Source organism: Mycobacterium sp. NGS16 (assembly GCF_059813225.1).
The window spans coordinates 541,726-566,769 of record NZ_JCALEE010000001.1; the positions used below are offsets into that span (position 1 = coordinate 541,726).

Consider the following 25,044-nt stretch of genomic DNA (forward strand, 5'->3'; position numbering starts at 1 on the left):
TCCGCTACTGTGCGTCGCGAAATTGAATCGGACGATACGCCAGGGATCGTGGCCGATCAAGGGTAGGGGTGCCCTTTAAGCTGCCGCGTCGATCTTCGCCGTTATCGAGTCGAGGATCGTCTGCGCTGCCGCTGCTGGACCTGTGCGGGCGCACGTCGCGACGCGGACGACGATGTTGTTGCGTACGGCCATCATGGATCGGCACGACCAGTCGTTCTGCTCGGCGTTGACCGCGGTGGCAGCGATTGCACGATCGGAGGCGGTGACTTCGGTGATGACCCAGAGTTGGCCCGTGTATTCCGTCGCGCTGGCCGGTTGGCCGTTGACGAGATCTCCGGCGCATTTCCGCCACGCATCGCTCTGCTTGACGTAAAAGGTACGGGCAGCGTTGGCGTGCGGATAGGCGGCTACCGACAGCGAAACATGATTCATCAATTTCACCGAATTGGCGGTTTCGGGCGGGTTGTTCCAGTGTTGCCAGCGGATAGCAGTCCAGCCGGAGCCCACGTAGGCCCGCGAGGAAACGGCGACGACTCCTTGGCAATCGGCGTCCACCAAGTCTTCGACGTCAATGCCCTCGCCGTGAGCGACGAGGTCGACGCCGGGGGCAGCCGCCGCGGAGGCGACGAAACCCTTGTCCGGCAACAGGCCTTCGAGGGCGGAGACGGGGACCGGCGCACGCTGATGCGACGTTGCCGGCGTCGATGTCGTGCTCGGGGATTGCGCAACGATCTCGTGCCCGTCGTGGCGGGGGAGGATCACGACGAGCGCCACGACTACTGCCGTCAGCACGCACACCAACCCCAGCAGCGCCCAGAGCAGTCGACGGTTGCCGTGGGGCGGCCGACCCGGCGGCATCGGTGGCCAGGACGGCGGCACGTGACCGCCCGACCACGGTGGGACTGGCCCGTTCCAAGGCGTAAACCGCGTCGGGTCGTAGGGGCTGGGAGTCGGACCCTGCGGCTCGTTCATCGCTGAGCCCGCGCTACCGGGGCCGGCCGGACCGCAGGACTTGATGGACTGGCGGCGATCTCGGGGGACTGCTCGGGCGAACAGTGCCGCGGCGTTGCGGTTGCGCTCCTTCTCACGCTGCCGCGTCGATCTTTTGGTTGACTGAGTCGAGGAGCGTCTGCGCTGCCGCTGCCGAATCTGTAAACCCGCACACGCTGATGCGGACAACGATGTTGTTGCGTACGTTCAGCGTGTGCTGGCACGACCAGCCACCGCCGCCTTCCCTGGTCAAGGTCGTTTTGAGCACCCCATCGGCGTCGGTGATGACCCCGACCGACCAGAACTGGTCGGGCGCGTCCTTGACAGCGGATATGCGGAAATTGATATTGCGGCCGGAGCACTTATGCCACGCTGCGCTCTGCTTGGTGTAGAAGGTGCGGGCCGCTTCGGCCTGAGGATAGGTCGCTACCGACATCAGGACTTCGTGCACCCACTCGGGTGGATCAGGTTCGGCGGGACTGTTCCACCGCTGCCAGCGGATAGCGGTCCAGCCGGAACCGGCATAAACCGGCCCGGCAACAGAGGCAATCCCTTGGCAGTCGGCGTCCACCATGACGTCGGTGTCTATAGCCGCACCGTCGTTGACGAGGCCAATGCCCGGGTCGCTCACTGCGTCGCGGACGACGTCCTTGGCGGGGAGCAGGCCGTCGAGGGCGGACACCGGCAGCGGTGGCTTGTCGCCGGACGTCGCCGATGAGGCTATCGCGCTGGATCGCGCAGGCTCGTGCCGGTCGCGGCCGACGAGCGTCACGGTGAGTACCACGGCGGTCACGGTCAGCACGCAGACCAGCCCCAGCAGGACCCATATCAGCCGGCGGTTGCCGTGCGGTGGCGGGCTCGGCGGCATCGGCGGCCAGGGCGGCGGCATCTGACCGCCCGGCCCCGGCATCATGGGTCCGCCCATCGGCGCAAACTTCGTCGGGTCGTGCGGGTTAGGAATTGGCCGGTGCGGTTCGTTCATCGGTGCACCCCATCCCGTCGGTGCCGGTCGCAAACGGACGGCCTGATTCAGGAGACGGTAGCAGTGGATGGCCCACAACAACCCGTCATGTAACGCTGTACGCCGTGACCGACGTGAAAAGCCGCCTGTCCGCGGCGTGGCATTTCGTGCACAACGCCCCGCTGACCTACCTATGGTTGGCGGTGCTGGGGGTCACCACCGTCATCCAGCACATGGTCGGCCGGCGACTGCACACCATGCTCGTCGAGCAGTCCACCAACCTGCACCACCTGGCCACCGACCCACTGGAGGTGCTGGTCTCCAGCCTGCTGTGGATCGACGGCAAGGACTGGTCGCCGTATCTGGTGCTGTTCACGCTGTTTCTGGCGCCCGCCGAGCATTGGCTGGGCCACCTGCGCTGGCTGATGGTCGGGCTGATCTCCCACGTCGGTGCCACCTACGTCAGCGAGGGCGCCCTGTACGTGCTGATCCACCTGCACGAGGAATCCGAACGGCTGACCTACGCCCGCGACATCGGCGTCAGCTACTTCCTGGTGGGCGTGATGGCGGTGCTGACCTACCGGATCCGGCGGCCGTGGCGCTGGGGCTATCTGGCCGCGCTGGTGGTCATCTTCACCGTGCCGCTGGTGCTCAACCCCGATTTCACCGCGATCGGTCACGCGGCGGCGGTGCTCATCGGATTGGCCTGTTATCCGATAACGCGACACGCGGCGCGGTAATACCGTTGTAGGCACATGTAGGTACTTTCTCGGGAGGCGCTGATGGCGACGGTGTCGATTCGTGAGTTCTCCTACAACCCCAGCGCGATGTTCGCCCGCGCCGAGAACGGCGAAACGCTGGAGATCACCCGGCACGGCAAGGTGATCGCCACGCTGAGCCCGGCCCCGCCGAAGAAGCGCAGCCGGATCGAGGAACTGGAGGCGTCCGGGGCACTGCATCGGTCGGGGAAAACGCTGGCGGACCTCGATACGTTCACCCGGATCAAGCTGCCGGAAGGTGCCCCCGATCCTCTCCACGCCTTGCTCGAAGATCGCTACAGCGAGAGCGACTGGGAGCGCGACTTCCGGGAGGAAGTGGAGGCCAAGGGTAAGGCGTCCGGCGAGAGCAAGCCGTGATTTATCTGGATGCGTCGGCTCTGGTCACTCTCGTGACCGAACGTCCCAATGCGGCCGAGCTCGGTGAGTTTCTTTCGGCTCACGCCGAGTTTCGCGGGGCCACCAGTACCGTCGGTCTCATTGAGACGGTGCGCAACTGCGATCAGATGGGCAGCTTCCCGAACCTGATGGACGAGCTTCTGCGTGACTACGACGAGCTGGAGGTCACGTCCGACATCCGCGACCGGGCCGCGACTCTGCCTGGCCGCCTGAGAGCCCTCGACGCCATCCATGTCGCGTCAGCGCAGGCGCTCGGACCGGATCTGATTGCCCTCGTCACGTACGACCAGCCGGTGACAACCGTCGCCCGCTCGCTCGGCCTTCCGGTCGCCTCGCCGGGTATGGAAGTCTGATCGGTAATGCGGCACTACTACAGCGTCGAGGCGATCCGCGCCGCCGAAGCGCCCCTGCTGGCGAGCCTGCCCGACGGCGCCCTGATGCGCCGGGCCGCCTTCGGCCTGGCCACCGCGATCGCCCGGGAACTCACCTCCCGCACCGGCGGGGTGGCCGGCCGCAGCGTTTGCGCGGTGGTGGGGTCCGGCGACAACGGCGGTGACGCGCTGTGGGCGGCCACGTTTCTGCGCCGGCGCGGCGCGGCGGCCACCGCGATCCTGCTCAACCCGGAGCGCGCCCACGCCAAAGGGCTGGCGGCCTTCAAGCGGGCCGGCGGCCGGATCGTCGAAGCCGTGCCGCCCGCAACGGATCTGGTGATCGACGGGGTGGTCGGGATCTCCGGGCGCGGCGCGCTGCGCCCGAACGCCGCCGAGGTCTTCGCCGGCGCCGAGGGCATCCCGGTAGTGGCCGTCGACCTTCCCAGCGGCCTGGACCCGCACACCGGCGCGGCCGATGGCCCGGCGGTGCACGCCGCGCTCACCGTCACTTTCGGCGGCCTCAAACCGGTGCACGCACTGGGGGACTGCGGCCGCGTCGAACTGGTCGATATCGGCCTGGACCTGCCGGCCACCGATATCCACTCGTTGACCGCGGCCGACGTCGAGGCGTGCTGGCCGGCGCCGGGCCCACGCGACGACAAGTACACCCAGGGCGTCACCGGGATCCTGGCCGGCTCGGCGACCTACCCGGGCGCGGCCATCTTGTGCGCCGGCGCGGCGGTGGCCGCCACCTCCGGCATGGTGCGCTACGCCGGAAGTGCTGCTACCCAAGTGGTTTCGCACTGGCCCGAGGTGGTCGCTGCGCCCAGCCCGGCGGCCGCCGGGCGAGTGCAGGCCTGGGTCGTCGGGCCGGGACTGGGCACCGACGAGGCGGGCGCCGCGGCGCTGTGGTTCGCCCTGGGCACCGACTTGCCGGTGATCGTCGACGCCGACGCGTTGACCATCCTGGCCGCCCACCCGTCACTGGTGGCCGACCGACAGGCCCCGACCGTGCTCACCCCGCACGCCGGCGAATACGCCCGGCTGGCCGGGCACCCGCCCGGGCCCGACCGGGTCGGCGCGGCGCGGGAATTGGCCGAGAAGTTCGGTGCCACCGTGCTACTTAAGGGCCACGTCACCGTCGTCGCCGACCCCGGCGGTTCAGCGAGGCTCGACGGAGGAGAGGCGAAGCTGGGGCCGCCGCATGAATCGAGCGGTTCAGCGAGGCTCGACGGAGGAGAGGCGAAGCTGGGACCGCCGCACCAACACCGCGGCCCGGTCTATCTCAACCCGGCGGGCGGATCCTGGGCGGCCACCGCCGGCTCCGGCGACGTGCTGTCCGGGATGATCGGCGCTCTGCTGGCGTCCGGACTGCCCGCCGCCCAAGCTGCTGCCGCTGCCGCGTTCGTGCACACCCGCGCTGCTGCGGCCGCGGCCGCCGACCCCGGACCCGGCGACACCCCGACGTCGGCGTCGCACATCCTGGCTCACATCCGCACCGCCGTCGCCGAGTTATAGGAGTCTCCGTGACCCATTCGCACCCGTCCGTACCCGCGCACACCGTCGCCCCCGCCTACACCGGCCGGATGTTCACCGCGCCGGTGCCGGCGTTGCGGATGCCCGACGACCCGATGGATCCGCAGGCCGCCTATCGCTTCATCCACGACGAACTCATGCTGGATGGCAGCTCCCGGCTGAACCTGGCCACCTTCGTCACCACCTGGATGGACCCCGAGGCGTCCACGCTGATGGCGGAGTCGTTCGACAAGAACATGATCGACAAGGACGAGTACCCGGCCACCGCGGCCATCGAGCAGCGCTGCGTGTCGATGGTCGCCGACTTGTTCCACGCCGAGAACCTGCGCGACGACGACCCGGCCAGCGCCATCGGGGTGTCCACCGTCGGGTCGTCCGAGGCGGTGATGCTCGGCGGGCTGGCGCTCAAGTGGCGCTGGCGTGCCAAGACCGCGGATTGGCAGGGGCGCACCCCCAATCTGGTGATGGGCTCCAACGTCCAGGTGGTGTGGGAGAAGTTCTGCCGCTACTTCGACGTCGAACCGCGCTACCTGCCGATGGCCGAGGGCCGCTACGTGATCACCCCGGAGCAGGTGATCGACGCCGTCGACGAGAACACCATCGGGGTGGTGGCGATCCTGGGCACCACCTACACCGGCGAGCTGGAGCCCGTCGAGGCGATCTGCGCGGCCCTGGACAAGCTGGCGGCGGGGGGCGGCGTGGACGTGCCCGTGCACGTGGACGCGGCCAGCGGCGGGTTCGTGGTGCCGTTTTTGCACCCGGACCTCAAGTGGGACTTCCGGCTGCCACGGGTGGTGTCGATCAACGTCAGCGGCCACAAATACGGGCTGACCTACCCCGGCATCGGGTTCGTGGTGTGGCGTAACGCCGAGCAGCTGCCCGAGGAACTGGTGTTCCGGGTGAACTACCTGGGCGGGGACATGCCCACCTTCACGCTGAACTTCTCCCGGCCGGGCAACCAGGTTGTCGGCCAGTACTACAACTTCCTGCGGCTGGGCCGCAGCGGCTACACCGAGGTGATGCGGACCCTGTCTGACACCGCCCGCTGGCTGAGCCACCAGCTGGCCGCGTCCGAGCACTTCGAGGTGATCAGCGACGGTTCGGCGATCCCGGTGGTGAGCTGCCGGCTGGCCGGTGACCGCGGCTACACCGAGTTCGACGTCTCCCATGAGCTGCGCACCTTCGGCTGGCAGGTCCCGGCCTACACCATGCCGGAGGGCGCCGAGGACGTCGCGGTGCTGCGGGTGGTGGTCCGCGAGGGGCTGTCGGCGGATCTCGCCCGGGCGCTGTTCGACGACATCATGAAGTCGGTGACCGCCCTGGACCGGGTCAAACCCGGCGGACACTACGACGACGAGCAGCACTTCTCGCATTGATCCCTTCGCCGAACGTCGGGTTGTGTTACGCAAAACCGTCGACGATGTGCATTAACGCGACATTCGACGCGGATGAAAGAATGGCAGTGACATGACTGCCACATCCCGAACGGCCGGACTGCTCGGCGAGGCGCTGGTGGACCTGGACGCCATCGCCCACAACGTGCAGGTGCTGTCCGAGCAGGCCGGTGCCGCCGAGCTGATGGCGGTGGTCAAAGCCGACGGCTACGGTCACGGCGCGGCGCAGGTGGCCCGGGCTGCGCTGGCCGCCGGTGCCGCCGAACTCGGGGTCGCCACCGTCGATGAGGCGCTGGCGTTGCGGGCAGCCGGCATCACCGCACCGGTGCTGGCGTGGCTACACGGCCCCGACACCGACTTCGCGCCCGCCTTGGCCGCCGACGTGCAGATCGCGGTCTCCTCGGTGCGCCAGCTCGACGAGCTGCTCGACGCCGTGACCCGCACCGGCCGCACGGCGACGGTGACGGTCAAGGCCGACACCGGGATGAACCGCAACGGTGTCGACGCGGCCGGTTACCCCGAGCTGCTGAGCGCCCTGCGCCGCGCTGTTTCCGAGGACGCGATCCGGGTGCGAGGCCTGATGTCGCATCTGGCCTGCGCCGACGAAGCCGCCAATCCGGTCAACGACCTTCAGGCTGAGCGGTTCTCCGACATGTTGCGCCTGGCCCGCGATCAGGGCCTGAACTTCGAGGTGGCGCACCTGGCGAATTCGGCCGGGGTGATGACCCGGCCCGACCTGGCCTTCGACATGGTGCGGCCGGGAATCGCCCTGTACGGCCTGAGCCCCATCCCGGAGCGTGGCGCCATGGGACTCGTTCCCGCGATGACGCTGAAATCCGTTGTGGTGCTGGTGCGCTCGATCCGAGCGGGGGAGGGTGTCTCCTACGGGCACACCTGGATCGCCGAGGCCGACACTACCGTCGCGCTGGTCCCGATGGGCTACGCCGACGGGGTGTTCCGCCCGCTGAGCGGACGGTTCGACGTGTTGATCAACGGCCGGCGCCGGCGCAGCGTCGGGCGGGTGTGCATGGACCAGTTCGTCGTCGACCTCGGCCCCGGGCCGGTCGACGTCACCGAGGGCGATGAGGTCGTCTTGTTCGGGTCCGGCGCGGGCGGCGAGCCGCTGGCCCAGGACTGGGCCGACCAGCTGGGCACCATCCACTACGAGGTGGTGAACAGTCCGCGCGGGCGGGTCGCCAGGACGTATCGGGGCGGCGATGTCAGCTAAGCGGCGCGCCAACCTGCGAGCCGGTGGCTGGCTGGCCGGTGCGGCCGGATTGGCGGCCGTCGGAACCATCGCCGGATCCACCGTCGCGCGGTCGGTGACCCGTCGCACCACCATCGAAGACCCTTACGCCGCCGAGGATTTCGACATCCTCGCGCACGACCACAGTTCGGTTGTGGTCACCGACGACGGTGTCGAACTGGCGGTCCGCGACGTGGGCCCGCGCAACGCGCCGCTGACCGTGGTGTTCGCCCACGGATTCTGTTTGCGCATGGGATCTTTCCACTTTCAGCGGGCCCGCCTGACCGCCGAATGGGGCGACCAGGTCCGGATGGTCTTCTATGACCAGCGCGGCCACGGCGACTCCACCGTCGCCTCGCCCGCCACCTACACCGTGCCGCGGCTCGGCCAGGACCTGGAGGCGGTGCTGCAGGTGGCCGCGCCGCGCGGTCCGGTGGTGCTGGTCGGGCATTCGATGGGTGGCATGACCGTGCTGTCGCACGCCCGGCAGTTCCCCGCGCGCTACGGCAACCGGATCGTCGGCGTGGCACTGATCTCTTCGGCGGCCAAAGGGGTTTCGCGTTCCCCGTTGGGGGAGATCCTGCGCAACCCGGCGTTGGAGGCGGTCCAGTTCAGCGTGCGCTACGCGCCGAAGCTGGTGCACCGCGGCCGGGGCGCCGCCCGCCGGGTGATCGCGCCGATCCTGCGGGCGGCCTCCTACGGCACCGACGAGATCAGTCCGAGCGTGGTGGCGTTCTCCGAGGAGATGATGCACACCACCCCGGTCGCCACCATGGTGGGTTTTCTGCACGCCCTGGAGGTGCACGACGAGAGCGCCGCGCTTGCCACCCTGGCCAAGATCCCGACCCTGGTCGCCTGCGGTGACCGCGATCTGCTGACCCCGCCCGGCTATTCGCGGGCGATGGCGGCCGCGCTGTGGGATTGCGAGCTGGTGATCGTGCCCGGTGCCGGCCATCTGGTGCAGTTGGAGGAACCCGACGTCATCGACGACGCGCTGGTGCGGTTGGTCGAGCGGGCCACGCCGCGCCGCGTGACCCTGACCCGCCGGCTGCGCCGGAAGGCGGGGCGCAGTGGCTGAAACGCAGACCCTGGCGACAGTCGAAGACACCATCGCGTTGGGAGCGCTACTCGGCGCCCAGCTGCGCGCCGGCGACGTGGTGGTGCTGTCCGGGCCGCTCGGCGCCGGAAAAACGGTGCTGGCCAAGGGAATCGCCCAGGCGCTCGACGTCGACGGGCCGGTCACCTCGCCGACATTCGTGCTGGCCCGCGAACATCGGCCCCGCCGGCCCGGAACCCCGGCGATGATCCACGTCGACCTCTACCGGCTGCTCGACGAGTCGGGCCTGGACCTGTTGGCCGAGTTGGACTCACTGGACCTGGACACCGAACTCGACGACGCCGTCGTCGTGGTGGAGTGGGGCGAGGGCCTGGCCGAGCGGCTCTCCGAACGGCACCTGGACATCCGGCTGGAACGGGGCGCCGAATCCGAGACGCGTACCGCGACCTGGCGGTGGTACGCGCCATGACGGGGGCGATCCTGGCTATCGACACCGCCACGCCCGCGGTCACCGCGGGCCTGGTGGCCCCTGACCGATGCACGGTGCTGGCCGAGCGGCTCACCGTGGACGCCCGGGCGCACGCCGAGCGGCTCACCCCCAATGTGCTGGCCGCCCTGGCCGATGCTGGGTTGGGCATGGCCGATCTGGCCGCGGTGGTGGTGGGCTGCGGGCCGGGGCCGTTCACCGGGCTGCGGGTCGGGATGGCCAGTGCCGCCGCCTACGGCCACGCCCTGGGCATCCCGGTCTACGGCGTATGCAGTCTGGACGCGATCGGGATGCACACCACCGGCGCGGCCCTGGTGGTCACCGACGCCCGGCGCCGCGAGGTCTACTGGGCCCGCTACCGCGACGGGATACGGGTGGCCGGCCCGGCGGTGAGCGCCCCGGCCGATGTCGACCCCGGCGACGCCGTCGCGGTGGCCGGCTCGCCCGCACACGCCGGACTGTTCGGCCTGCCGACACTCGACGTGCCCTTCCCGACGTCGGCGGGACTGGTTGCCGCCGTGGGGGATTGGGACGCCGAACCGGGGCCGCTGGTGCCGATGTACCTGCGCCGGCCCGACGCCAAGCCGGCGGCGTCCGCCACGCCGCTGGTCACCCTCGGCCCGTTGGTCGACTCCGACGCGGCGCGCTGCGCCGAACTGGAGGCGCAGCTGTTCGGCGGCGACGACCCGTGGCCGGCCGCGGCCTTCCGGCGAGCGATCGGTGCCCGCGACCACCATTACGTCGCAGCCCGCATCGGCGACACCCTGGTCGGCTACGGCGGCATCGCCCGGCTGGGTCGTACCCCGCCGTTCGAGTTCGAGGTGCACACCATCGGGGTGGCCCCGGCCCACCAGGGCCGCGGGATCGGCCGCCAGCTGCTGGCGGACCTGCTGGCCTACGCCGATGGCGGCGTCGTGCACCTGGAGGTTCGCACCGACAACGCCGCGGCGATCGGGCTCTACCGCGACGTCGGCTTCGTCGAGACCGCAGTACGCAAGCGCTACTACCGCAATGGCGCCGACGCCTACATGATGCGGCGGGAGGCCCGTTCATGACGACCATCGTGCTCGCTATCGAATCCTCCTGCGACGAAACAGGTGTCGGCATCACCAAGCTGAACCCCGACGGCACACTGGAGCTGCTGGCCGACGAGGTGGCCTCCAGCGTCGAAGAGCACACCCGTTTCGGCGGGGTGGTGCCCGAGATCGCGTCGCGGGCGCACCTGGAGGCGCTGGGCCCCACCATGCGCCGGGCGCTGGCGACCGCCGGCGTGCAGCGTCCCGACGCGGTGGCGACCACCATCGGACCGGGGCTGGCCGGCGCGCTGCTGGTGGGCGCGGCCGCGGCCAAGGCCTACGCCGCCGCCTGGGACGTGCCGTTCTACGCCGTCAACCACCTGGGCGGGCACCTGGCCGCCGACGTCTATGCCCACGGGCCGCTGCCCGAATGCGTGGGCCTGCTGGTCTCCGGCGGCCACACCCACCTGCTGCACGTGCGATCACTGGCGGAGCCGATCGTCGAGCTGGGCAGCACCGTCGACGACGCCGCCGGGGAGGCCTACGACAAGGTGGCCCGGCTGCTCGGGTTGGGCTACCCGGGCGGGCGGGTGCTCGACGAGCTGGCCCGCACTGGCGACCGTGAGGCGATCACTTTCCCGCGCGGAATGACCGGCCCGCGCGACGCGCCCTACGCGTTCAGCTTCTCCGGGCTCAAAACCGCGGTGGCCCGGTACGTGGAGCGCAACCCCGACTTCGTCCCGGCCGATGTGGCGGCCGGCTTCCAGGAATCGGTGGCCGACGTTTTGACGGCCAAAGCGGTGCGGGCCGCCACCGACCTCGGGGTCGGCACGCTGCTGATCGCCGGCGGGGTGGCCGCCAACTCCCGGCTGCGCGAGCTGGCCGAACAGCGGTGCACGGCAGCCGGTCTGACATTGCGTATCCCGCCGCTGCGGTTGTGCACCGACAACGGGGCGATGATCGCGTCGTTTGCGGCGCACCTGATCGCAGCCGGGGCGCCGCCGTCGCCGCTGGACGTGGCCACCGATCCGGGGCTGCCGGTGGTCCAGGGCCGGGTCAGCGGGTGACGAGCCGCAGCTTGTCGCAGGCCCTCCTTGAGTGCTAGCACTCTCATGTATAGAGTGCTAGGTGGCAGTCGGTCGATTCCTTGCTCGGCACCCGCGACGACGATGCGAGGGCTCGCACGAATGCCGAACACCTTAAGTAAGTACGTTCCGATGGGCCCGGCCGACGCCGGGTCACATCCAGACAATGTGGAGGGCTCCAATCGTGGCGAGCGTGAACATCAAGCCACTCGAGGACAAGATCCTCGTTCAGGCCAACGAGGCCGAGACCACGACCGCTTCCGGTCTGGTCATTCCGGACACCGCCAAGGAGAAGCCGCAGGAAGGCACCGTCGTTGCCGTCGGCCCCGGCCGCTGGGACGAGGATGGCGACAAGCGGATCCCGCTGGACGTCAAGGAAGGCGACGTCGTCATCTACAGCAAGTACGGCGGCACCGAGATCAAGTACGCCGGTGAGGAGTACCTGATCCTGTCCGCGCGCGACGTGCTGGCCATCGTCGGCAAGTAGGTCGGCAAGTAGCCACAAGCAACCACCGTGCCCGCCCCGGAGATCCCCGTATTACGGGTGATGTCCGGGGCGGCACGCGTGAAGGAAAGGGTTGAACATTCGTGAGCAAGCAGATTGAGTTCAACGAGTCCGCCCGTCGGGCCATGGAGACCGGCGTCGACAAGCTCGCCGACGCGGTGCGGGTCACGTTGGGCCCGCGCGGCCGCACCGTGGTGCTGGCCAAGGCGTTCGGCGGCCCCACGGTGACCATGGACGGCGTCGCCGTGGCCCGGGAGATCGACCTGGAGGACCCGTTCGAAAACCTCGGCGCACAGCTGGTGAAGTCGGTGGCCACCAAGACCAACGACGTGGCCGGCGACGGCACCACGACGGCCACCGTGCTGGCCCAGGCCATCATCTCCGGCGGCCTGCGCAATGTCGCGGCCGGCGCCAACCCGATCGCGTTGGGCGCCGGGATCGCCAAGGCCGCCGACGCGGTGTCGTCGGCGCTGCTGGCCGCGGCCACCCCGGTCGCCGGCAAGGAGTCGATCGCGCAGGTGGCCAACGTGTCCTCGCGCGACGAGGAGATCGGCGAGCTGGTCGGGGAGGCGATGACCAAGGTCGGCAGCGACGGTGTGGTCAGCGTGGAGGAGTCCTCGACCCTGTCGACCGAGCTGCAGATCACCGACGGCGTCGGCTTCGACAAGGGCTTCCTGTCGGCCTACTTCGTCACCGACTTCGACTCGCAGGAGGCCGTCCTGGAGGACGCGCTGATCCTGCTGCACCGGGACAAGATCAGCTCGCTGCCCGACCTGCTGCCGCTGCTGGAGAAGGTCGTCGAGGCGGGCAAGCCGCTGGTGATCATCGCCGAGGACGTCGAGGGCGAGCCGCTGTCGACGCTGGTGGTCAACGCGATCCGCAAGACCCTCAAGGCCGTCGCGGTCAAGGCGCCCTACTTCGGCGACCGGCGCAAGGCGTTCCTGGAGGACCTCGCGGTCGTCACCGGCGCCCAGGTGATCAACCCCGACGTCGGCCTGACGCTGCGCGAGGCCGGTCTCGACGTGCTCGGCTCCGCCCGCCGGGTGGTGGTGTCCAAGGACGACACCGTCATCGTCGACGGGGCCGGCACCCCCGAGGCGATCGCCGCCCGGGTCAAGCAGCTGCGCGCCGAGATCGAGGCGACCGACTCTGACTGGGACCGCGAGAAGCTCGAAGAGCGGCTGGCCAAGCTGGCCGGCGGCGTGGCCGTGATCAAGGTCGGCGCAGCCACCGAGACCGCTTTGAAGGAGCGCAAGCACCGGGTCGAGGACGCGGTGGCGGCGGCCAAGGCCGCGGTCGAGGAGGGCATCGTCCCCGGCGGCGGCGCCGCCCTGGTGCAGGCCCGCGCGGCGCTGTCGGAGCTGCAGTCCACGCTGACCGGCGACGAGAAGCTGGGCGTGGAGGTGTTCGCCGCTGCGCTGAGCGCGCCGCTGTACTGGATCGCCACCAACGCCGGCGTCGACGGCGCGGTGGTGACCAGCAAGGTGGCCGAGCTGCCGTCCGGGCAGGGCTTCAACGCCGCGACGCTGTCCTACGGTGACCTGGCCGCCGACGGGATCGTCGACCCGGTCAAGGTGACCCGTTCGGCGGTGCTCAACGCCGCCTCGGTGGCGCGGATGGTGCTGACCACCGAGACCGCGGTGGTCGACAAGCCGGCCGAGGAAGCCGCCGACGCCCACGGGCACCACGGGCACGCGCACTAGTCGCGGCGACGAACGGTCCCCCGCACGCGGGCGGTACCCCTAGCGAGCGCCCCCATTTCGGAGCTGAAATGGGGGCGCTCGCGTCCGCTCGGTGGTGTATTCGGAGTTTGTAACCGCGCAAAACGGGTATTGATCCATCGCGTCGTCGAACAGGACGGTGTATTGAAGGCGCGGTAAAGGAGATCACCATGGACCCAGTGGCGGCTACTGAATTCCTGGCTCGCTCTACAACGTTGACCAGTGTCGGATGGATCGGTTACATAATTATCGGCGCTATTGCCGGTTGGATCGCGGGCCTCATCATGAAGACCAAGTTCGGCCTGCTCACCGACATCGTCGTAGGTGTCGTCGGTGCGCTCATCGGCGGATTCCTGCTCAGCTTCGTGGTCGACACGGCGAGCGGGGGCTGGTGGTTCACCTTGTTCACCGCAATCCTGGGCGCGGTCATCCTGCTGTGGCTGCTGCGCCTGGCCGGTCGCGACGCGTGAGGAGCGGGATGATGAAACACGTTGCGCTCATTGCCTTTGCGCTCGGGATTCTTCTTTCCGGCGGGTGCTCGGCATCGAAGGTGATCAACACCGGTGGCGACACCCGGTGTAAGGACTTCGTCGAGCAGGACGAGAAGAAGCAGGACGACGAGATCAGCAAGATGCTCAAAGACAAGAGCGGCGCCGATCCCTCCAATCTGGAGATTTCTGCGACCCGATTGTCAGTGTCGACCTACTGCAAGACGGTGGGAACTCCGGACAGCAAGATATCCGAGGCCCCGCACGGCTGAGCATGCTGGGATGACCGCAATTCTGCCGGAGGCAACGGGATTCGTCAGAAGAAGTTGCTGAAAAGTAGATTCATCGAGTCGAACAGAGCCTGGAACGGATCGCTGGTGGCGACCCCGTGGAACAGTAGGGCGCTGAGCCAGGCGTCGAAGCCGTTGATGTCGCTGTCGTCGATATTGACGTAGGTCAGGGCGCCGTCGACCGTGGTAGTGGCGTCGGCGATCTGGTCCGGCGTCAGCCCCAGGTACTCCACGTGCGCGCCGAAGATGCCCAGCAGCGCGCCCCACAGGCCGTCGGAGGCGTAGACGTCGGCGAAATTGGAGACTGGGTCGTCGGGCAGACCGTAGATGGTCGCCGAGTACAGGTCGTTGGGCGTCAGGTTGCCTAGCACCTCGGTCATGCCGAGCAGCTTGAGCAGGTAGTCCGAGAGGTCCTTGCCCAGCGTGGCGTACATGGCGGCTTCCAGGTATTGCCAGACGCCGTCCGGTGCAGACGGATTGCCGATGAACACGAAGTGCAGCGAGTCCAGCGGGATGCCCGATTCGGCGAGTCGGGTCATCGCGATGGATTCGGCGGTGGCGCTTTGGGAGTAGCCGAAGATCGTCAGCGGGTGTTCGGCATCGTAGGCGCCCGGGTTGGCGGCGAAGGCGTTCTGGACCGCGAGCACGATGAGCCCCGCGCCGGTGAGGCTGCTCGGCCCCTGCTGGAACAGTTCCGGTGTGGTCAGCACCTGTAGTGGGGCACTGCACGGGTCGGTGCCGTCCATGTAGCAGACCGTCGAATCGGTCGAGCCGCCATTGAAACCGAGCGGGTTGAGATAGAGATTCTCGGCGGATCGCGCGAATTCGGGTGAGGGCGTCGGCTGGCCGGTTCCGCCGAGGATGAGCGCGGTCTGGCTGCCGGCCAGCGGGCCGGTGGAGGCGAGCAGCGTGGCCGCGGCGCTGACCGTTTGGCTGACCCCCACGCCGGCCGCGGCGACTAGCAGCCCGGCGACCGCGAGCTGAGCGACCGCCTTGTACGCATTTCGTGCCGTGACCTGAGTCATCGCATCCTCCCCGCTGTGTGCTGCATGAGAGTATCCCGTTCTCATATTTGAGTCTAGGGTTCTCACTGTCTTTCTCGGCGGGGTGCAGCCCCGCAGACGGCGCCAAAGGAGAACCATGGACCGACCCACCTACGAGCGGGGCCGCGAGATCCGCGCCGCCGTACTCGGCGACGCCTATGTCGCCAAGGCCGAGGCCGGCGACGACTTCTCGAAGCCGTTTCAGGACTTGGTCACCGAATACTGCTGGGGCGCGGTATGGGGCCGCGAGGGGCTGCCGCGTAAGACGCGCAGCATGCTCAACCTGGCGATGCTCGCAGTGCTCAACCGGCCCAACGAACTTCGCACCCACGTCAAAGGAGCGCTCACCAACGGCGTCACCCGCGACGAGATCCGGGAGGTCTTCATGCAGGTGGCGATCTACGCCGGTGTTCCCGCGGCGGTGGACAGCTTTCGGATCGCCCGCGACGCCTTCGCCGAATACGAGACGCAGCAATGATCGGCTTCATCGGTTTGGGCAATATGGGCTTTCCCATGGCGCACCGGCTGGCGGGGGCGGGACGCGAACTGATCGTCTACGACACCCGCGACGACGTGGTCGAGCGCGCAACGAGATTCGGCGCGTCCGGTGCGTCCTCGGTGCGGGAGGTGGCCGACCGGGCGCAGATCGTGCTGGCCAGCCTGCCGTCGTTGCCGGCGTCGGCGGCGGTCGCCGACGAGGTCGCTGAAAGTGCGACGGCCACGCTGTTCATCGACCTGTCGACCGTCGGAAGCGAACTGGCGCAGCGCAATCACGACACGCTGGCCGCCCGGGGAATCGCCGCGCTGGATGCGCCGGTCAGCGGCGGCGTGAGCGGGGCGCAGCAGGGCGGCCTGGCGATCATGGTGTCGGGGCCCCCGGCCGCGTTCGACACCGCCAAGCCGCTGCTGGACGAACTCGGCCGGCCGTTCTTCGTCGGTGAAAAGCCCGGCGCCGCCCAGACGATGAAGCTGGTCAACAATCTGATGGCGGCCGCCACGCTGGCCGCCACCGCTGAGGTCATCGTGATGGGCGTCAAGGCCGGTCTCGACCCGCAGGTGATGCTCGACGTGCTCAATGCCGGCTCCGGCGGAACCCACGCCAGCCGCGACAAGTTTCCCAAGGCGGTGCTGCCACGCACCTTCGACTACGGGTTCGCGACCGGCCTGATGGTCAAGGACGTCCGGCTCTACCTCGACGAAGCGGCAGCCCTCGGCCTACCGCGGCCCCTGGCCGACGCGGTGGCCGGCATGTGGGAGTCGACGCTGCGCGAACAAGGCCCCGAGTCCGATTTCACCTCGATCGTCAAAGTGTTGGAGAACGCCGCCGGCGTCACCGTCGGGGCGGTCAGAAGAAGTTGTTGAACAACAGTTGCAGAGAGTCCCACAGGCTCTCGAAGATGCCGCTGTTGGCCGCTCCACCGACGAAGACCGCGTTGAGCCAGGCGTCGAGACCGTTGATGTCGTCGGCGTTGATGTCGACGTAGGTCAGGGCGCCGTCGACGGTGGTGGTCGCGTCGGCGACCTGCTCCGGTGTCAGCCCCAGGTACCACACGTGCGGCCACAGCACATCCAGCAGCGCACCGAAGAGACCCTTATCTGCGTACACGTCGGTGAAGTTGGAGACCGGATCGCCAGGCAGCCCGTAAATCGTTGCCGGATACAGGTCATTCGGGGTCAGGTTGCCGAGCACTTCGGTCATGCCGAACAATTTGAGCAGGTAGTTCGTCAAATCGGGGCCCAGCGTCGCGTCCATGGCCGCTTGGATGTGTTGCCAGATGCCGTCCGGGGTGGACGGGTCGCCGATGAACACGAAATGTAGTGCGCTGCTGGGGATTCCGAGTTCGGCGAGCCGGGTCATGGCGATCGACTCAGCCGTGGCGCTCTGCGAATACCCGAAGATCGTCAGGGGGTGCTCGGCGTCGAATGCGCCTGGGTTGGCGTTGAATTCGTTCTGCACGGCGAGGACGATCGCCGAGGCGGCGGTGAGGCTGCTGGGGCCCTGCTGGATCAGTTCGGGCGTGGTCAGCACCTGTAGGGGGGCGCTGCACGGGTCGGTTCCGTCCATGTAGCAGACCGTCGAGCCGGTGGCACCGCCGTTGAAGCCCAGCGGGTTCAGAAACAGGTTCTCGGCGGATCGCGCGAATTCCGGTGACGGCGTCGGCTCGGTGGTTCCGCCCAGGATGAGCGCCGTCACGCTGCCCGCCAGCGGACCGGTCGAGGCCAGCAGTGCGGCCGCGGCGCTCACGGTTTGGCTGATCCCCACGCCGGCCGCGGCACACAGGACGCCTGCGACGGCAACCTCGGCAACTGTCGCTTTTAGTGCTGCACCCCGCGTTCTCATCGACTGTGCTTATCACACGCTGAGATTGAGTTGGGCGTTTCAGTGGATGTCTGACGTGCCAGTCAAATCGCGGGCGGGCGTTTCGCCGCCTGTCCCGGGCCGGTCAGAGCGTGTCCGGGCACAGGTGGTGCTGGGCGGCGTTGAGCAGCATGCGGCCCTTGTCGACGTCGTTCGGGTTCAACTGGGCCAGTGTCTGTTCGGGCTTCTCACCCAAGTGCAGCCGGTTGCAGGCCATCCAGCCGTTCGCGACTACCACCCCGTCGGGCATCTGGGCGTCGCCGATGGACAGACCCGGGAACCCGTTGGCGCGCAGCTCATTGAGGAAGCCCGCCTCATCGGCGCTGGCGATCGGTGCGCCGATCAAACCGACGGTGAATCCTGCCGCGATGGTTCCGAACAGAAGCTGTTTGCGCACGTTGTTCCCCTCGCTTTCGACGGCCTGGACCGTTTGGAAGCGTAGCGGGGCGGTGGCCGGCGATGGGGGATAACGCGGCAATCACCCCAGCGGGGACAAGCCGTCGTTGGGCCGCAGGCCGCCGGGCGCATAGGGGCCGGTCACCAGCGCGGGGCAGGCCCCGAACGGGCCCACCACCGCGCCGGTGTCGGGGCAGTAGTAGACGTCGCTCAGATCGCCGCAGAGCCGCTGGTCGAAGCAGCTGGCCGGTGCGGCGCTGGCCGGGGCGGCCAGGCCGATGCCGACCGAGGCGACAAGTACTGCCAGGAATGCCGGTGCAGATCGCATGCCCGGGATTCAACCCGACGGGTCTGACATTGCGTGCAATAGCGAACAGCCCCCGCGAGCGGGGGCTGTTCGGATCCACGGCCGCGGATGTGACGCCGTCGGCCGGTGGTCTGGCGGGGCTAGCCGCTGCGCCGCAGATTGCACCGCAGCGCGGCGTGCCGCTCGGACTCCGACATGCCGCCCCAGATGCCGTAGGGCTCCCCGACGGCAAGGGCGTGCTGGCGGCACTGCTCCATCACCGGGCAGTTGCGGCACCACTTCTTGGCGTTCTGCTCCCGCTGCGCTCGGGCGCGGCCGCGTTCGCCGTCGGGTGGAAAAAATACCGACGAATCGACGCCCCGGCACGCTCCTCGGAGTTGCCAATCCCATACGTCCGCATTGCGGCCGGGCAGCTGCTCAACCAGTGGCATGGGAACCCCTCTCAAAACGCCGGTCGGCCGGATCGGTTGCGGCCGTTCAGGTGTTTGGTGGTGCGCGTAAAACAGCGCCGGCTGTTTCCGGCGCTGTGGGGACCGTAGCCAAAGCGTCTGAAGTTAGGCCTACGTAACGGTTAAGAAAGGCTGGCCTAAGACGGTGGACATTCCCTGAGGGTGGATATTTTTCCGGGCGGACGGCGAGGGCGCTGAACCGGCCGCGTAACGTCGCGCAGCGATGATCCAGGACCCCGAGGCGGTGCTGGCTGCTGCCGCGTTCGGCGAGGAGCCCGGCCGCTGGCCATTGCCGGCCGCGACGACACCTCGGCAGCGGTGGCTGCGTGCCGTCGCCGCAGGCGGGCAGGGCCGGTACGCCAGCGCGGACGCTGACCTGGCGGCGCTGCTGCGTGAGGCGCCCAAGGGCCCGCTGGCCTCGCTGGCCTACAGCACGCGGGCGTCGTTCGCCCGGCAGCTCGGCGGGCACGATCTGGCCCGGGGCCTCGATGGCCGGGCGCTGGCCCTAGCCCTCAACGACCACGAAGTCGACCCGGAGGCCGCCGCCGATGCCCTGGTGGGGCTGGCCGCCGATGCCCTGGGGGTGGGGCGGTTCGCGGCGTCGGCGGCGCTGCTGGGCCGCGCCCGGCAGGCACCCCAACCGCCTGGTCCGGCGCGGCTGGCGGTGCGCCACAACTGGGTGACGGCCGAGCTGGCGATGGTCACCGGCGACGGCGCCACCGCGGTGCGGCACGCCGAGCAAGCCGTGGAGCTAGTCTCGGGCACCGGGGAAGACATGGTGCGCCACCGGGTGAAAAGCCAGGTGGTGCTGGCCGGGGCGCTGTGCTGTGCGGGGAAGCGGGAGCGGGCGCGCACGGTTGCCGACGCCGCGTTCGACGAGGCCGGACGGGCGGGACTGGTCCCGTTGCGGTGGGCGTTGGCGTGCCTGCTGATCGATGCCGGCAGCGCGACGCGGACGGCGCAGGAGCTACGCGACCTGCGTGATGAAGCTGCTGAGCTGGTGCGTTACCGCGGGGGAAGCTGGCGGGGCCGCTGATCAGCGGTAGCCGTCGGCCTCCGAGGTCGCCCCGTTGAGCGACGCGTCGGCGTAACCGCGGCAGTAATCCCAGGTCACGTAGCTGTCCGGCTCCGGGTCGTAGGCCGGTTCGTGCGGGCGGACGGTGCCGTCGATGAGCAGCTGCAGCAGGTTGGCACGCAGCATGTCCCAGTCGTGGTAGTGGTCCTGATTGCAGTCGTCACAGCACACCACCAGGCCGCGGATCCCCCTGCGCGCCAACAATGCTTCGTAGACCGCAAGGTCGGCGAGGTCGGCTTCGACCGCCGTCCGCTCCTGCGGATCCAGCGGCTGGCCCGGGTCGACGGCGTCCAGCGCAGCAGACGGGTCGTGGGGATCGTCGGCGAACGGGTCGGGCGGCAAACCGGGTGGTAGGTGGTCACGCACGCCCATCAGGGTACGCAGACCCCATGACAGAACGCCAGCGGCCGGTTCTGCGGCCCGCATAATCACCCCAAGGGTGGTGGGGAACGAAAGCCGCTGTCCGCCGCGATTAGGATGGGCTTCTACCCCGGCTGCGTAGTGGAGGCTCCCCATGTCCGTTGGTGATGCCAGCGCCCCGACGATTTCCCACCCCGCGGGTGCCATAGGCCCGCACGACGATGCGGCGCCGGCCGGCGGCCCCGCTGGTGGGCACCCGGCCAAGATCGCGATGCTGGGCCTGACCTTCGACGACGTTCTGCTGCTTCCGGCGGCCTCCGACGTGGTGCCGGCCAACGCCGACACCTCCAGCTGGCTGACCCGCAAGATCCGGCTCAAGGTGCCGCTGGTCAGCTCCGCCATGGACACCGTCACCGAGGCCCGGATGGCGATCGCGATGGCGCGCGCCGGCGGCATGGGCGTGCTGCACCGCAATTTGCCGGTCACCGAGCAGGCCGGCCAGGTCGAGACGGTGAAGCGCTCCGAGGCCGGCATGGTCACCGATCCGGTCACTTGCACCCCGGAGAACACCCTGGCCGAGGTGGACGCGCTGTGCGCGCGGTTCCGGATCTCCGGGCTGCCGGTCGTCGACTCCGGTGGCGCGCTGGTCGGGATCATCACCAACCGGGATATGCGCTTCGAGGTCGACCAGAACAAACCGGTCGCCGAGGTGATGACCAAGGCGCCGCTGATCACCGCCCAGGAGGGGGTCTCCGCCGACGCCGCGCTGGGCCTGCTGCGCCGGCACAAGATCGAAAAGCTGCCGATCGTCGACGGTCACGGCAAGCTGACCGGGCTGATCACCGTCAAGGACTTCGTCAAGACCGAACAGCATCCCCACGCCACCAAGGACAGCGACGGCCGGCTGCTGGTCGGTGCCGCGGTCGGCGTCGGCGCCGATGCCTGGGTGCGGGCCATGACGCTGGCCGATGCCGGGGTCGACGTGTTGGTGGTGGACACCGCGCACGCCCACAACCGCGGAGTGCTCGACATGGTCGGCAAGCTCAAGGCCGAAGTGGGGGAGCGGGTCGAGGTGGTCGGCGGCAACGTGGCCACCCGCAGCGGCGCCGCCGCGCTGGTCGAGGCCGGCGCCGACGCGGTGAAGGTCGGGGTCGGCCCCGGCTCGATCTGCACCACCCGGGTGGTCGCCGGGGTGGGCGCCCCGCAGATCACCGCCATCATGGAAGCGGTCGCGGTCTGCGCGCCGGCCGGAGTCCCGGTGATCGCCGACGGCGGGCTGCAGTACTCCGGTGACATCGCCAAGGCGCTGGCCGCCGGCGCGTCGACGACCATGCTCGGCTCGCTGCTGGCCGGCACCGCCGAGTCGCCCGGCGAGCTGATCTTCGTCAACGGCAAGCAGTTCAAGAGCTACCGCGGGATGGGCTCACTCGGCGCAATGCAGGGCCGCGGCGGGGCCAAGTCCTACTCCAAGGACCGCTACTTCCAGGACGACGCGCTCTCCGAGGACAAACTGGTGCCCGAGGGCATCGAGGGCCGGGTGCCGTTCCGCGGCCCGCTGACCACGGTGATCCACCAGCTCACCGGGGGGCTGCGGGCGGCGATGGGCTACACCGGCTCGGCGACGATCGAGCAGCTGCAGCAGGCGCAATTCGTGCAGATCACCGCGGCGGGTTTGAAGGAAAGCCACCCGCACGACATCACCATGACCGTCGAAGCGCCGAACTACTACGTGCGCTGAGCAGGCGTTCGTCCAGCGCATTCGCGCGCAGTGAAACAGAAACGAGGGCTGACCCGTCATGCGTGACATGGTTGAGATCGGCATGGGCCGCACCGCCCGTCGCACCTACGAGCTCGACGACATCAACATCGTGCCGTCCCGGCGCACCCGCTCCTCCAAGGACGTCTCCACGGCGTGGCAGCTGGATGCCTACCGGTTCGAGATCCCGGTGCTGGCCCACCCCACCGACGCCCTGGTCTCCCCGGAGTTCGCGATCGAACTGGGCCGGCTCGGCGGTCTGGGAGTGCTCAACGGCGAAGGGCTGATCGGCCGGCACGCCGACATCGAAGCCAAGGTCGCCCAGGTCATTGAGAAGGCAGCGGTGGCGTCCGCTGAGCCGGAGGCGGCGATCCGGCTGCTGCAGCAGCTGCACGCCGCGCCGCTGGACCCCGACCTGCTCGGCGCCGCGGTGGCGCGCATCCGCGAGGCCGGCGTGACCACTGCGGTGCGGGTGAGCCCGCAGAACGCCCAAGCACTGACCCCGGCCCTGGTGGCCGCCGGAGTTGACCTGCTGGTCATCCAGGGCACCATCATCTCCGCCGAGCGCGTCGCCAATGATGGCGAGCCGCTCAATCTCAAGACGTTCATCTCTGAGCTCGACATCCCGGTGGTGGCCGGCGGGGTGATCGACCACCGCACCGCACTGCACCTGATGCGTACCGGCGCGGCCGGGGTGATCGTCGGCTACGGCTCCACCTCGGGGGTGACGACCTCCGACGAGGTGCTGGGCATCAGCGTGCCGATGGCCACCGCGATCGCCGACGCCGCCGCGGCCCGCCGGGAGTACCTCGACGAGACCGGCGGGCGGTATGTGCATGTGCTGGCCGACGGCGACATCCACACCTCCGGGGATCTGGCCAAGGCGATCGCCTGCGGCGCCGATGCGGTGGTGCTGGGCACCCCGCTGGCGGCGGCGGCCGAGGCGCAGGGTGACGGCTGGTACTGGCCGTCGGCGGCCGCGCACCCGTCGCTGCCGCGCGGTGCGCTGATGCAGGTCGCCTACGGGGAGCGCCCGGGCTTGGCGCAGGTGCTCGACGGCCCCTCGGATGACCCGTTCGGCTCGCTGAACCTGGTCGGCGGGTTGCGCCGGTCGATGGCCAAGGCCGGCTACTGCGACCTCAAGGAATTCCAGAAGGTCGGACTGACCGTCGGGAGCTGAGGCAGGTAAGGGCAGCCTATCTGGCAAGTTACCAGTGAGTAGGGCCATACTTGCTGGCTATGGAGCCGGATTACCAACCTGACTACGACGTCCTGATCATCGGTTCGGGTTTCGGGGGCAGCGTCAGCGCGCTGCGGCTGACCGAGAAGGGTTATCGCGTAGGCGTTCTGGAAGCGGGCCGCCGGTATGCCGACGCCGACTTCGCCAAGAATTCCTGGCACCTGCGCGAGTTCTTGTGGGCGCCGAAGCTGGGTTGCTACGGCATCCAGCGCATCCACCTGCTCAACAACGTCATGGTGCTGGCCGGCGCCGGGGTGGGCGGTGGTTCGCTGAACTACGCCAACACGCTCTACGTGCCGCCGGAGCCGTTCTTCGCCGACAAACAGTGGGCCCACATCACCGACTGGCGGGCCGAACTCATGCCGCACTACGAGCAGGCGCAGCGGATGCTCGGGGTGGTCAAGAACCCGACGTTCACCGACGCCGACCGCATCGTCAAACAGGTCGCCGACGACATGGGGGTCGGCGACACGTTCGTGGCCACGCCGGTCGGGGTGTTCTTCGGTGAGGGCGGAAACAAGACCCCGGGCAAGACGGTGCCCGACCCGTACTTCGGCGGCGCCGGCCCGCAGCGCACCGGCTGCCTGGAGTGCGGCGAGTGCATGACGGGTTGCCGCTGGGGCGCCAAGAACACCCTGGTGAAGAACTACCTGTATCTGGCGGAATCGGCTGGCGCACAGGTGCATCCGATGACGACGGTGACCGCCTTCGAGCAGGGTGCCGATGGGCTGTGGCAGGTGCGCACGGTGCGCACCGGTCTGCGGGCGCGCCGGCACCGCAAGACCTTCACCGCGCGGTATCTGATTCTGGCCGCCGGCACCTACAACACCCAGCGGCTGCTGTTCAAGATGCGGGACAAGGGCAAGCTGCCCAAGCTGTCCGACAAACTGGGGGTGCTGACCCGCACCAACTCCGAATCCATTGTTGGCGCAGCTACTTTGGACGTCAAGCCGGGCCTGAACCTGACCCACGGCGTGGCGATCACCTCCTCTATTCACCCCACCGCCGACACCCACGTCGAACCCGTCCGCTACGGCAAGGGCTCCAACGCGATGGGCCTGCTGCAGACGTTGATGACCGACGGCGCCGGCCCGCAGGGCACCGACGTTCCGCGCTGGCGGCAGCTGTTGGATCAGGCCCGCGAAGACCCCGGGCACATCCTGCGGCTGCTCAACCCCAAGCAGTGGAGTGAGCGCACGGTGATCGCGCTGGTCATGCAGCACCTGGACAACTCGATCACCACCTTCACCAAACGCGGCAGGCTCGGTATCCGCCGCTATACCAGCAAGCAGGGCCACGGCGAACCGAACCCGAGCTGGATCCCGGTCGGCAACGAGGTCACCCGTCGCATCGCCGCCAAGATCGACGGCGTGGCCGGGGGCACCTGGGGCGAGCTGTTCAACATCCCGCTGACCGCGCACTTTTTGGGCGGCGCGGCGATCGGGGATAGTCCCGAGCACGGTGTCATCGATGCCTACCAGCGGGTGTACGGCTACCCGACGCTGGCGGTGATGGACGGCGCAGCGGTCTCGGCCAACCTCGGTGTCAACCCGTCGCTGTCGATCGCCGCCCAGGCCGAGCGGGCCGCGTCGCTGTGGCCGAACAAGGGCGAGGCCGACCAGCGGCCGGCCCAGGGCGAGCCCTATCGGCGGCTGGATCCGATCGCGCCGAAGAACCCGGCGGTACCCGATCAGGCCATCGGCGCGCTGCGCTGGGCCTCCGGCATCGCCTGAGGCC

The 25,044-nt window shown here is 69.0% G+C and carries 28 protein-coding genes and 1 pseudogene; 21 read left to right on the forward strand and 8 right to left on the reverse strand.

Annotated features, from left to right (window positions below):
* Positions 1 to 75 precede the first annotated feature (75 nt).
* Both AC5Y4Q_RS02650 and AC5Y4Q_RS02655 read right to left on the reverse strand, forming a co-directional pair.
* Complete coding sequence (locus tag AC5Y4Q_RS02650) at positions 76 to 774, reverse strand: sensor domain-containing protein (protein WP_234786385.1); 699 nt, start codon at positions 772 to 774, stop codon at positions 76 to 78.
* 310 nt (positions 775 to 1,084) lie between these two features.
* Positions 1,085 to 1,972: a sensor domain-containing protein gene (locus AC5Y4Q_RS02655; protein WP_235663941.1), complete on the reverse strand. Its 888-nt coding sequence runs from the start codon at positions 1,970 to 1,972 to the stop codon at positions 1,085 to 1,087.
* Between the two features lie 113 nt (positions 1,973 to 2,085).
* On the opposite strand from AC5Y4Q_RS02655, the gene AC5Y4Q_RS02660 reads away from it, so the two are divergent.
* The 15 genes and pseudogenes from AC5Y4Q_RS02660 to AC5Y4Q_RS02730 all read left to right on the forward strand — a co-directional run bounded on the left by AC5Y4Q_RS02660 (position 2,086) and on the right by AC5Y4Q_RS02730 (position 14,304).
* A complete protein-coding gene (locus AC5Y4Q_RS02660; RefSeq protein ID WP_234786387.1) occupies positions 2,086 to 2,691 on the forward strand; it encodes a rhomboid-like protein in 606 nt (201 codons plus the stop codon).
* A gap of 42 nt (positions 2,692 to 2,733) precedes the next feature.
* Positions 2,734 to 3,087, forward strand: a complete 354-nt coding sequence (locus AC5Y4Q_RS02665) for a type II toxin-antitoxin system Phd/YefM family antitoxin (protein ID WP_499957870.1) — start codon at positions 2,734 to 2,736, stop codon at positions 3,085 to 3,087.
* Positions 3,084 to 3,479, forward strand: a complete 396-nt coding sequence (locus AC5Y4Q_RS02670) for a type II toxin-antitoxin system VapC family toxin (RefSeq protein WP_499957872.1) — start codon at positions 3,084 to 3,086, stop codon at positions 3,477 to 3,479. The genes AC5Y4Q_RS02665 and AC5Y4Q_RS02670 overlap by 4 nt, the downstream gene beginning before the upstream one ends.
* A gap of 6 nt (positions 3,480 to 3,485) precedes the next feature.
* Complete coding sequence (locus AC5Y4Q_RS02675) at positions 3,486 to 5,015, forward strand: bifunctional ADP-dependent NAD(P)H-hydrate dehydratase/NAD(P)H-hydrate epimerase (protein WP_499957875.1); 1,530 nt, start codon at positions 3,486 to 3,488, stop codon at positions 5,013 to 5,015.
* Between the two features lie 8 nt (positions 5,016 to 5,023).
* Positions 5,024 to 6,409: a glutamate decarboxylase gene (gene gad, locus AC5Y4Q_RS02680; protein ID WP_125225248.1), complete on the forward strand. Its 1,386-nt coding sequence runs from the start codon at positions 5,024 to 5,026 to the stop codon at positions 6,407 to 6,409.
* A gap of 91 nt (positions 6,410 to 6,500) precedes the next feature.
* Positions 6,501 to 7,655 (forward strand): alanine racemase, encoded by a 1,155-nt coding sequence (alr, locus tag AC5Y4Q_RS02685; protein ID WP_499957877.1) that lies wholly within the window; start codon positions 6,501 to 6,503, stop codon positions 7,653 to 7,655.
* Positions 7,645 to 8,751, forward strand: a complete 1,107-nt coding sequence (locus AC5Y4Q_RS02690) for an alpha/beta fold hydrolase (RefSeq protein ID WP_064921391.1) — start codon at positions 7,645 to 7,647, stop codon at positions 8,749 to 8,751. Before alr ends, AC5Y4Q_RS02690 begins: the two co-directional genes overlap by 11 nt.
* Positions 8,744 to 9,199 carry a tRNA (adenosine(37)-N6)-threonylcarbamoyltransferase complex ATPase subunit type 1 TsaE gene (gene tsaE, locus AC5Y4Q_RS02695; protein ID WP_064921390.1) on the forward strand — a complete coding sequence of 152 codons (456 nt, stop codon included), beginning with the start codon at positions 8,744 to 8,746 and terminating at the stop codon, positions 9,197 to 9,199. The genes AC5Y4Q_RS02690 and tsaE overlap by 8 nt, the downstream gene beginning before the upstream one ends.
* A pseudogene (tsaB, locus tag AC5Y4Q_RS02700) lies at positions 9,196 to 9,819 on the forward strand (tRNA (adenosine(37)-N6)-threonylcarbamoyltransferase complex dimerization subunit type 1 TsaB); the annotation flags it as partial. The gene tsaE and the pseudogene tsaB, both read left to right, overlap by 4 nt.
* Before the next feature lie 21 nt (positions 9,820 to 9,840).
* Complete coding sequence (gene rimI, locus AC5Y4Q_RS02705) at positions 9,841 to 10,272, forward strand: ribosomal protein S18-alanine N-acetyltransferase (protein ID WP_499958294.1); 432 nt, start codon at positions 9,841 to 9,843, stop codon at positions 10,270 to 10,272.
* A complete protein-coding gene (gene tsaD, locus AC5Y4Q_RS02710; protein WP_064921389.1) occupies positions 10,269 to 11,300 on the forward strand; it encodes a tRNA (adenosine(37)-N6)-threonylcarbamoyltransferase complex transferase subunit TsaD in 1,032 nt (343 codons plus the stop codon). Before rimI ends, tsaD begins: the two co-directional genes overlap by 4 nt.
* Before the next feature lie 202 nt (positions 11,301 to 11,502).
* The gene (gene groES / locus AC5Y4Q_RS02715) at positions 11,503 to 11,805 is read left to right on the forward strand and encodes a co-chaperone GroES (protein ID WP_019736720.1); all 303 of its coding nucleotides are present in this window, start codon (positions 11,503 to 11,505) and stop codon (positions 11,803 to 11,805) included.
* 101 nt (positions 11,806 to 11,906) lie between these two features.
* Positions 11,907 to 13,526 carry a chaperonin GroEL gene (groL, locus tag AC5Y4Q_RS02720; RefSeq protein ID WP_064921388.1) on the forward strand — a complete coding sequence of 540 codons (1,620 nt, stop codon included), beginning with the start codon at positions 11,907 to 11,909 and terminating at the stop codon, positions 13,524 to 13,526.
* Between the two features lie 188 nt (positions 13,527 to 13,714).
* Entirely contained in the window at positions 13,715 to 14,014 is a 300-nt protein-coding gene (locus AC5Y4Q_RS02725) for a GlsB/YeaQ/YmgE family stress response membrane protein (RefSeq protein ID WP_064921387.1), read from the forward strand.
* Positions 14,015 to 14,022: 8 nt separating this feature from the next.
* Positions 14,023 to 14,304, forward strand: a complete 282-nt coding sequence (locus AC5Y4Q_RS02730; RefSeq protein ID WP_064921420.1) for a hypothetical protein — start codon at positions 14,023 to 14,025, stop codon at positions 14,302 to 14,304.
* A 44-nt stretch (positions 14,305 to 14,348) separates the two neighbouring features.
* On the opposite strand, the gene AC5Y4Q_RS02735 is transcribed toward AC5Y4Q_RS02730, so the two are convergent.
* Positions 14,349 to 15,347, reverse strand: a complete 999-nt coding sequence (locus AC5Y4Q_RS02735) for a PE-PPE domain-containing protein (RefSeq protein ID WP_235663942.1) — start codon at positions 15,345 to 15,347, stop codon at positions 14,349 to 14,351.
* Positions 15,348 to 15,462: 115 nt separating this feature from the next.
* Between AC5Y4Q_RS02735 and AC5Y4Q_RS02740 the strand changes: the two genes are divergently transcribed.
* Together AC5Y4Q_RS02740 and AC5Y4Q_RS02745 are read left to right on the forward strand one after the other, a co-directional pair.
* Complete coding sequence (locus tag AC5Y4Q_RS02740) at positions 15,463 to 15,843, forward strand: carboxymuconolactone decarboxylase family protein (RefSeq protein WP_125225253.1); 381 nt, start codon at positions 15,463 to 15,465, stop codon at positions 15,841 to 15,843.
* Positions 15,840 to 16,727 (forward strand): NAD(P)-dependent oxidoreductase, encoded by an 888-nt coding sequence (locus AC5Y4Q_RS02745; protein WP_064921385.1) that lies wholly within the window; start codon positions 15,840 to 15,842, stop codon positions 16,725 to 16,727. The genes AC5Y4Q_RS02740 and AC5Y4Q_RS02745 overlap by 4 nt, the downstream gene beginning before the upstream one ends.
* Here the strand turns inward: AC5Y4Q_RS02745 and AC5Y4Q_RS02750 are convergent.
* From AC5Y4Q_RS02750 to AC5Y4Q_RS02765, 4 genes are all read right to left on the reverse strand, one after another.
* Positions 16,711 to 17,610 carry a PE-PPE domain-containing protein gene (locus AC5Y4Q_RS02750; RefSeq protein ID WP_235663943.1) on the reverse strand — a complete coding sequence of 300 codons (900 nt, stop codon included), beginning with the start codon at positions 17,608 to 17,610 and terminating at the stop codon, positions 16,711 to 16,713. The genes AC5Y4Q_RS02745 and AC5Y4Q_RS02750 overlap by 17 nt on opposite strands.
* A gap of 199 nt (positions 17,611 to 17,809) precedes the next feature.
* On the reverse strand, positions 17,810 to 18,121 hold the full coding sequence (locus AC5Y4Q_RS02755) for a DUF732 domain-containing protein (protein ID WP_064921418.1): 312 nt from the start codon (positions 18,119 to 18,121) through the stop codon (positions 17,810 to 17,812).
* Between the two features lie 81 nt (positions 18,122 to 18,202).
* On the reverse strand, positions 18,203 to 18,448 hold the full coding sequence (locus AC5Y4Q_RS02760) for a hypothetical protein (RefSeq protein WP_064921383.1): 246 nt from the start codon (positions 18,446 to 18,448) through the stop codon (positions 18,203 to 18,205).
* 119 nt (positions 18,449 to 18,567) lie between these two features.
* A complete protein-coding gene (locus tag AC5Y4Q_RS02765) occupies positions 18,568 to 18,858 on the reverse strand; it encodes a WhiB family transcriptional regulator (RefSeq protein WP_064921382.1) in 291 nt (96 codons plus the stop codon).
* 241 nt (positions 18,859 to 19,099) lie between these two features.
* Between AC5Y4Q_RS02765 and AC5Y4Q_RS02770 the strand changes: the two genes are divergently transcribed.
* Positions 19,100 to 19,912 carry a hypothetical protein gene (locus AC5Y4Q_RS02770; RefSeq protein ID WP_499957885.1) on the forward strand — a complete coding sequence of 271 codons (813 nt, stop codon included), beginning with the start codon at positions 19,100 to 19,102 and terminating at the stop codon, positions 19,910 to 19,912.
* Here AC5Y4Q_RS02770 and AC5Y4Q_RS02775 read toward each other — a convergent pair whose 3' ends face one another.
* Positions 19,913 to 20,317, reverse strand: coding sequence for a DUF5319 domain-containing protein (locus AC5Y4Q_RS02775; protein WP_064921417.1), 405 nt, complete (start codon positions 20,315 to 20,317; stop codon positions 19,913 to 19,915).
* Between the two features lie 148 nt (positions 20,318 to 20,465).
* Between AC5Y4Q_RS02775 and guaB the strand changes: the two genes are divergently transcribed.
* The 3 genes from guaB to AC5Y4Q_RS02790 all read left to right on the forward strand — a co-directional run bounded on the left by guaB (position 20,466) and on the right by AC5Y4Q_RS02790 (position 25,040).
* Positions 20,466 to 22,049, forward strand: a complete 1,584-nt coding sequence (gene guaB, locus AC5Y4Q_RS02780) for an IMP dehydrogenase (protein WP_499957887.1) — start codon at positions 20,466 to 20,468, stop codon at positions 22,047 to 22,049.
* Positions 22,050 to 22,116: 67 nt separating this feature from the next.
* On the forward strand, positions 22,117 to 23,247 hold the full coding sequence (locus AC5Y4Q_RS02785) for a GuaB3 family IMP dehydrogenase-related protein (protein WP_185746648.1): 1,131 nt from the start codon (positions 22,117 to 22,119) through the stop codon (positions 23,245 to 23,247).
* 59 nt (positions 23,248 to 23,306) lie between these two features.
* Positions 23,307 to 25,040 (forward strand): GMC oxidoreductase, encoded by a 1,734-nt coding sequence (locus tag AC5Y4Q_RS02790; RefSeq protein WP_064921379.1) that lies wholly within the window; start codon positions 23,307 to 23,309, stop codon positions 25,038 to 25,040.
* Positions 25,041 to 25,044 lie beyond the last annotated feature (4 nt).

Excerpts from the sequence above, each read along its gene's own strand:
- AC5Y4Q_RS02655 (WP_235663941.1), bottom strand. The coding sequence starts at position 1,972 with ATGAACGAACCGCACCGGCCAATTCCTAACCCGCACGACCCGACGAAG.
- AC5Y4Q_RS02665 (WP_499957870.1), top strand. The coding sequence starts at position 2,734 with ATGGCGACGGTGTCGATTCGTGAGTTCTCCTACAACCCCAGCGCGATG.
- AC5Y4Q_RS02675 (WP_499957875.1), top strand. The coding sequence starts at position 3,486 with ATGCGGCACTACTACAGCGTCGAGGCGATCCGCGCCGCCGAAGCGCCC.
- alr (WP_499957877.1), top strand. The coding sequence starts at position 6,501 with ATGACTGCCACATCCCGAACGGCCGGACTGCTCGGCGAGGCGCTGGTG.
- AC5Y4Q_RS02690 (WP_064921391.1), top strand. The coding sequence starts at position 7,645 with ATGTCAGCTAAGCGGCGCGCCAACCTGCGAGCCGGTGGCTGGCTGGCC.
- tsaD (WP_064921389.1), top strand. The coding sequence starts at position 10,269 with ATGACGACCATCGTGCTCGCTATCGAATCCTCCTGCGACGAAACAGGT.
- AC5Y4Q_RS02725 (WP_064921387.1), top strand. The coding sequence starts at position 13,715 with ATGGACCCAGTGGCGGCTACTGAATTCCTGGCTCGCTCTACAACGTTG.
- AC5Y4Q_RS02730 (WP_064921420.1), top strand. The coding sequence starts at position 14,023 with ATGATGAAACACGTTGCGCTCATTGCCTTTGCGCTCGGGATTCTTCTT.
- AC5Y4Q_RS02735 (WP_235663942.1), bottom strand. The coding sequence starts at position 15,347 with ATGACTCAGGTCACGGCACGAAATGCGTACAAGGCGGTCGCTCAGCTC.
- AC5Y4Q_RS02740 (WP_125225253.1), top strand. The coding sequence starts at position 15,463 with ATGGACCGACCCACCTACGAGCGGGGCCGCGAGATCCGCGCCGCCGTA.
- AC5Y4Q_RS02745 (WP_064921385.1), top strand. The coding sequence starts at position 15,840 with ATGATCGGCTTCATCGGTTTGGGCAATATGGGCTTTCCCATGGCGCAC.
- AC5Y4Q_RS02760 (WP_064921383.1), bottom strand. The coding sequence starts at position 18,448 with ATGCGATCTGCACCGGCATTCCTGGCAGTACTTGTCGCCTCGGTCGGC.
- AC5Y4Q_RS02765 (WP_064921382.1), bottom strand. The coding sequence starts at position 18,858 with ATGCCACTGGTTGAGCAGCTGCCCGGCCGCAATGCGGACGTATGGGAT.
- AC5Y4Q_RS02770 (WP_499957885.1), top strand. The coding sequence starts at position 19,100 with ATGATCCAGGACCCCGAGGCGGTGCTGGCTGCTGCCGCGTTCGGCGAG.
- guaB (WP_499957887.1), top strand. The coding sequence starts at position 20,466 with ATGTCCGTTGGTGATGCCAGCGCCCCGACGATTTCCCACCCCGCGGGT.
- AC5Y4Q_RS02785 (WP_185746648.1), top strand. The coding sequence starts at position 22,117 with ATGGTTGAGATCGGCATGGGCCGCACCGCCCGTCGCACCTACGAGCTC.
- AC5Y4Q_RS02790 (WP_064921379.1), top strand. The coding sequence starts at position 23,307 with ATGGAGCCGGATTACCAACCTGACTACGACGTCCTGATCATCGGTTCG.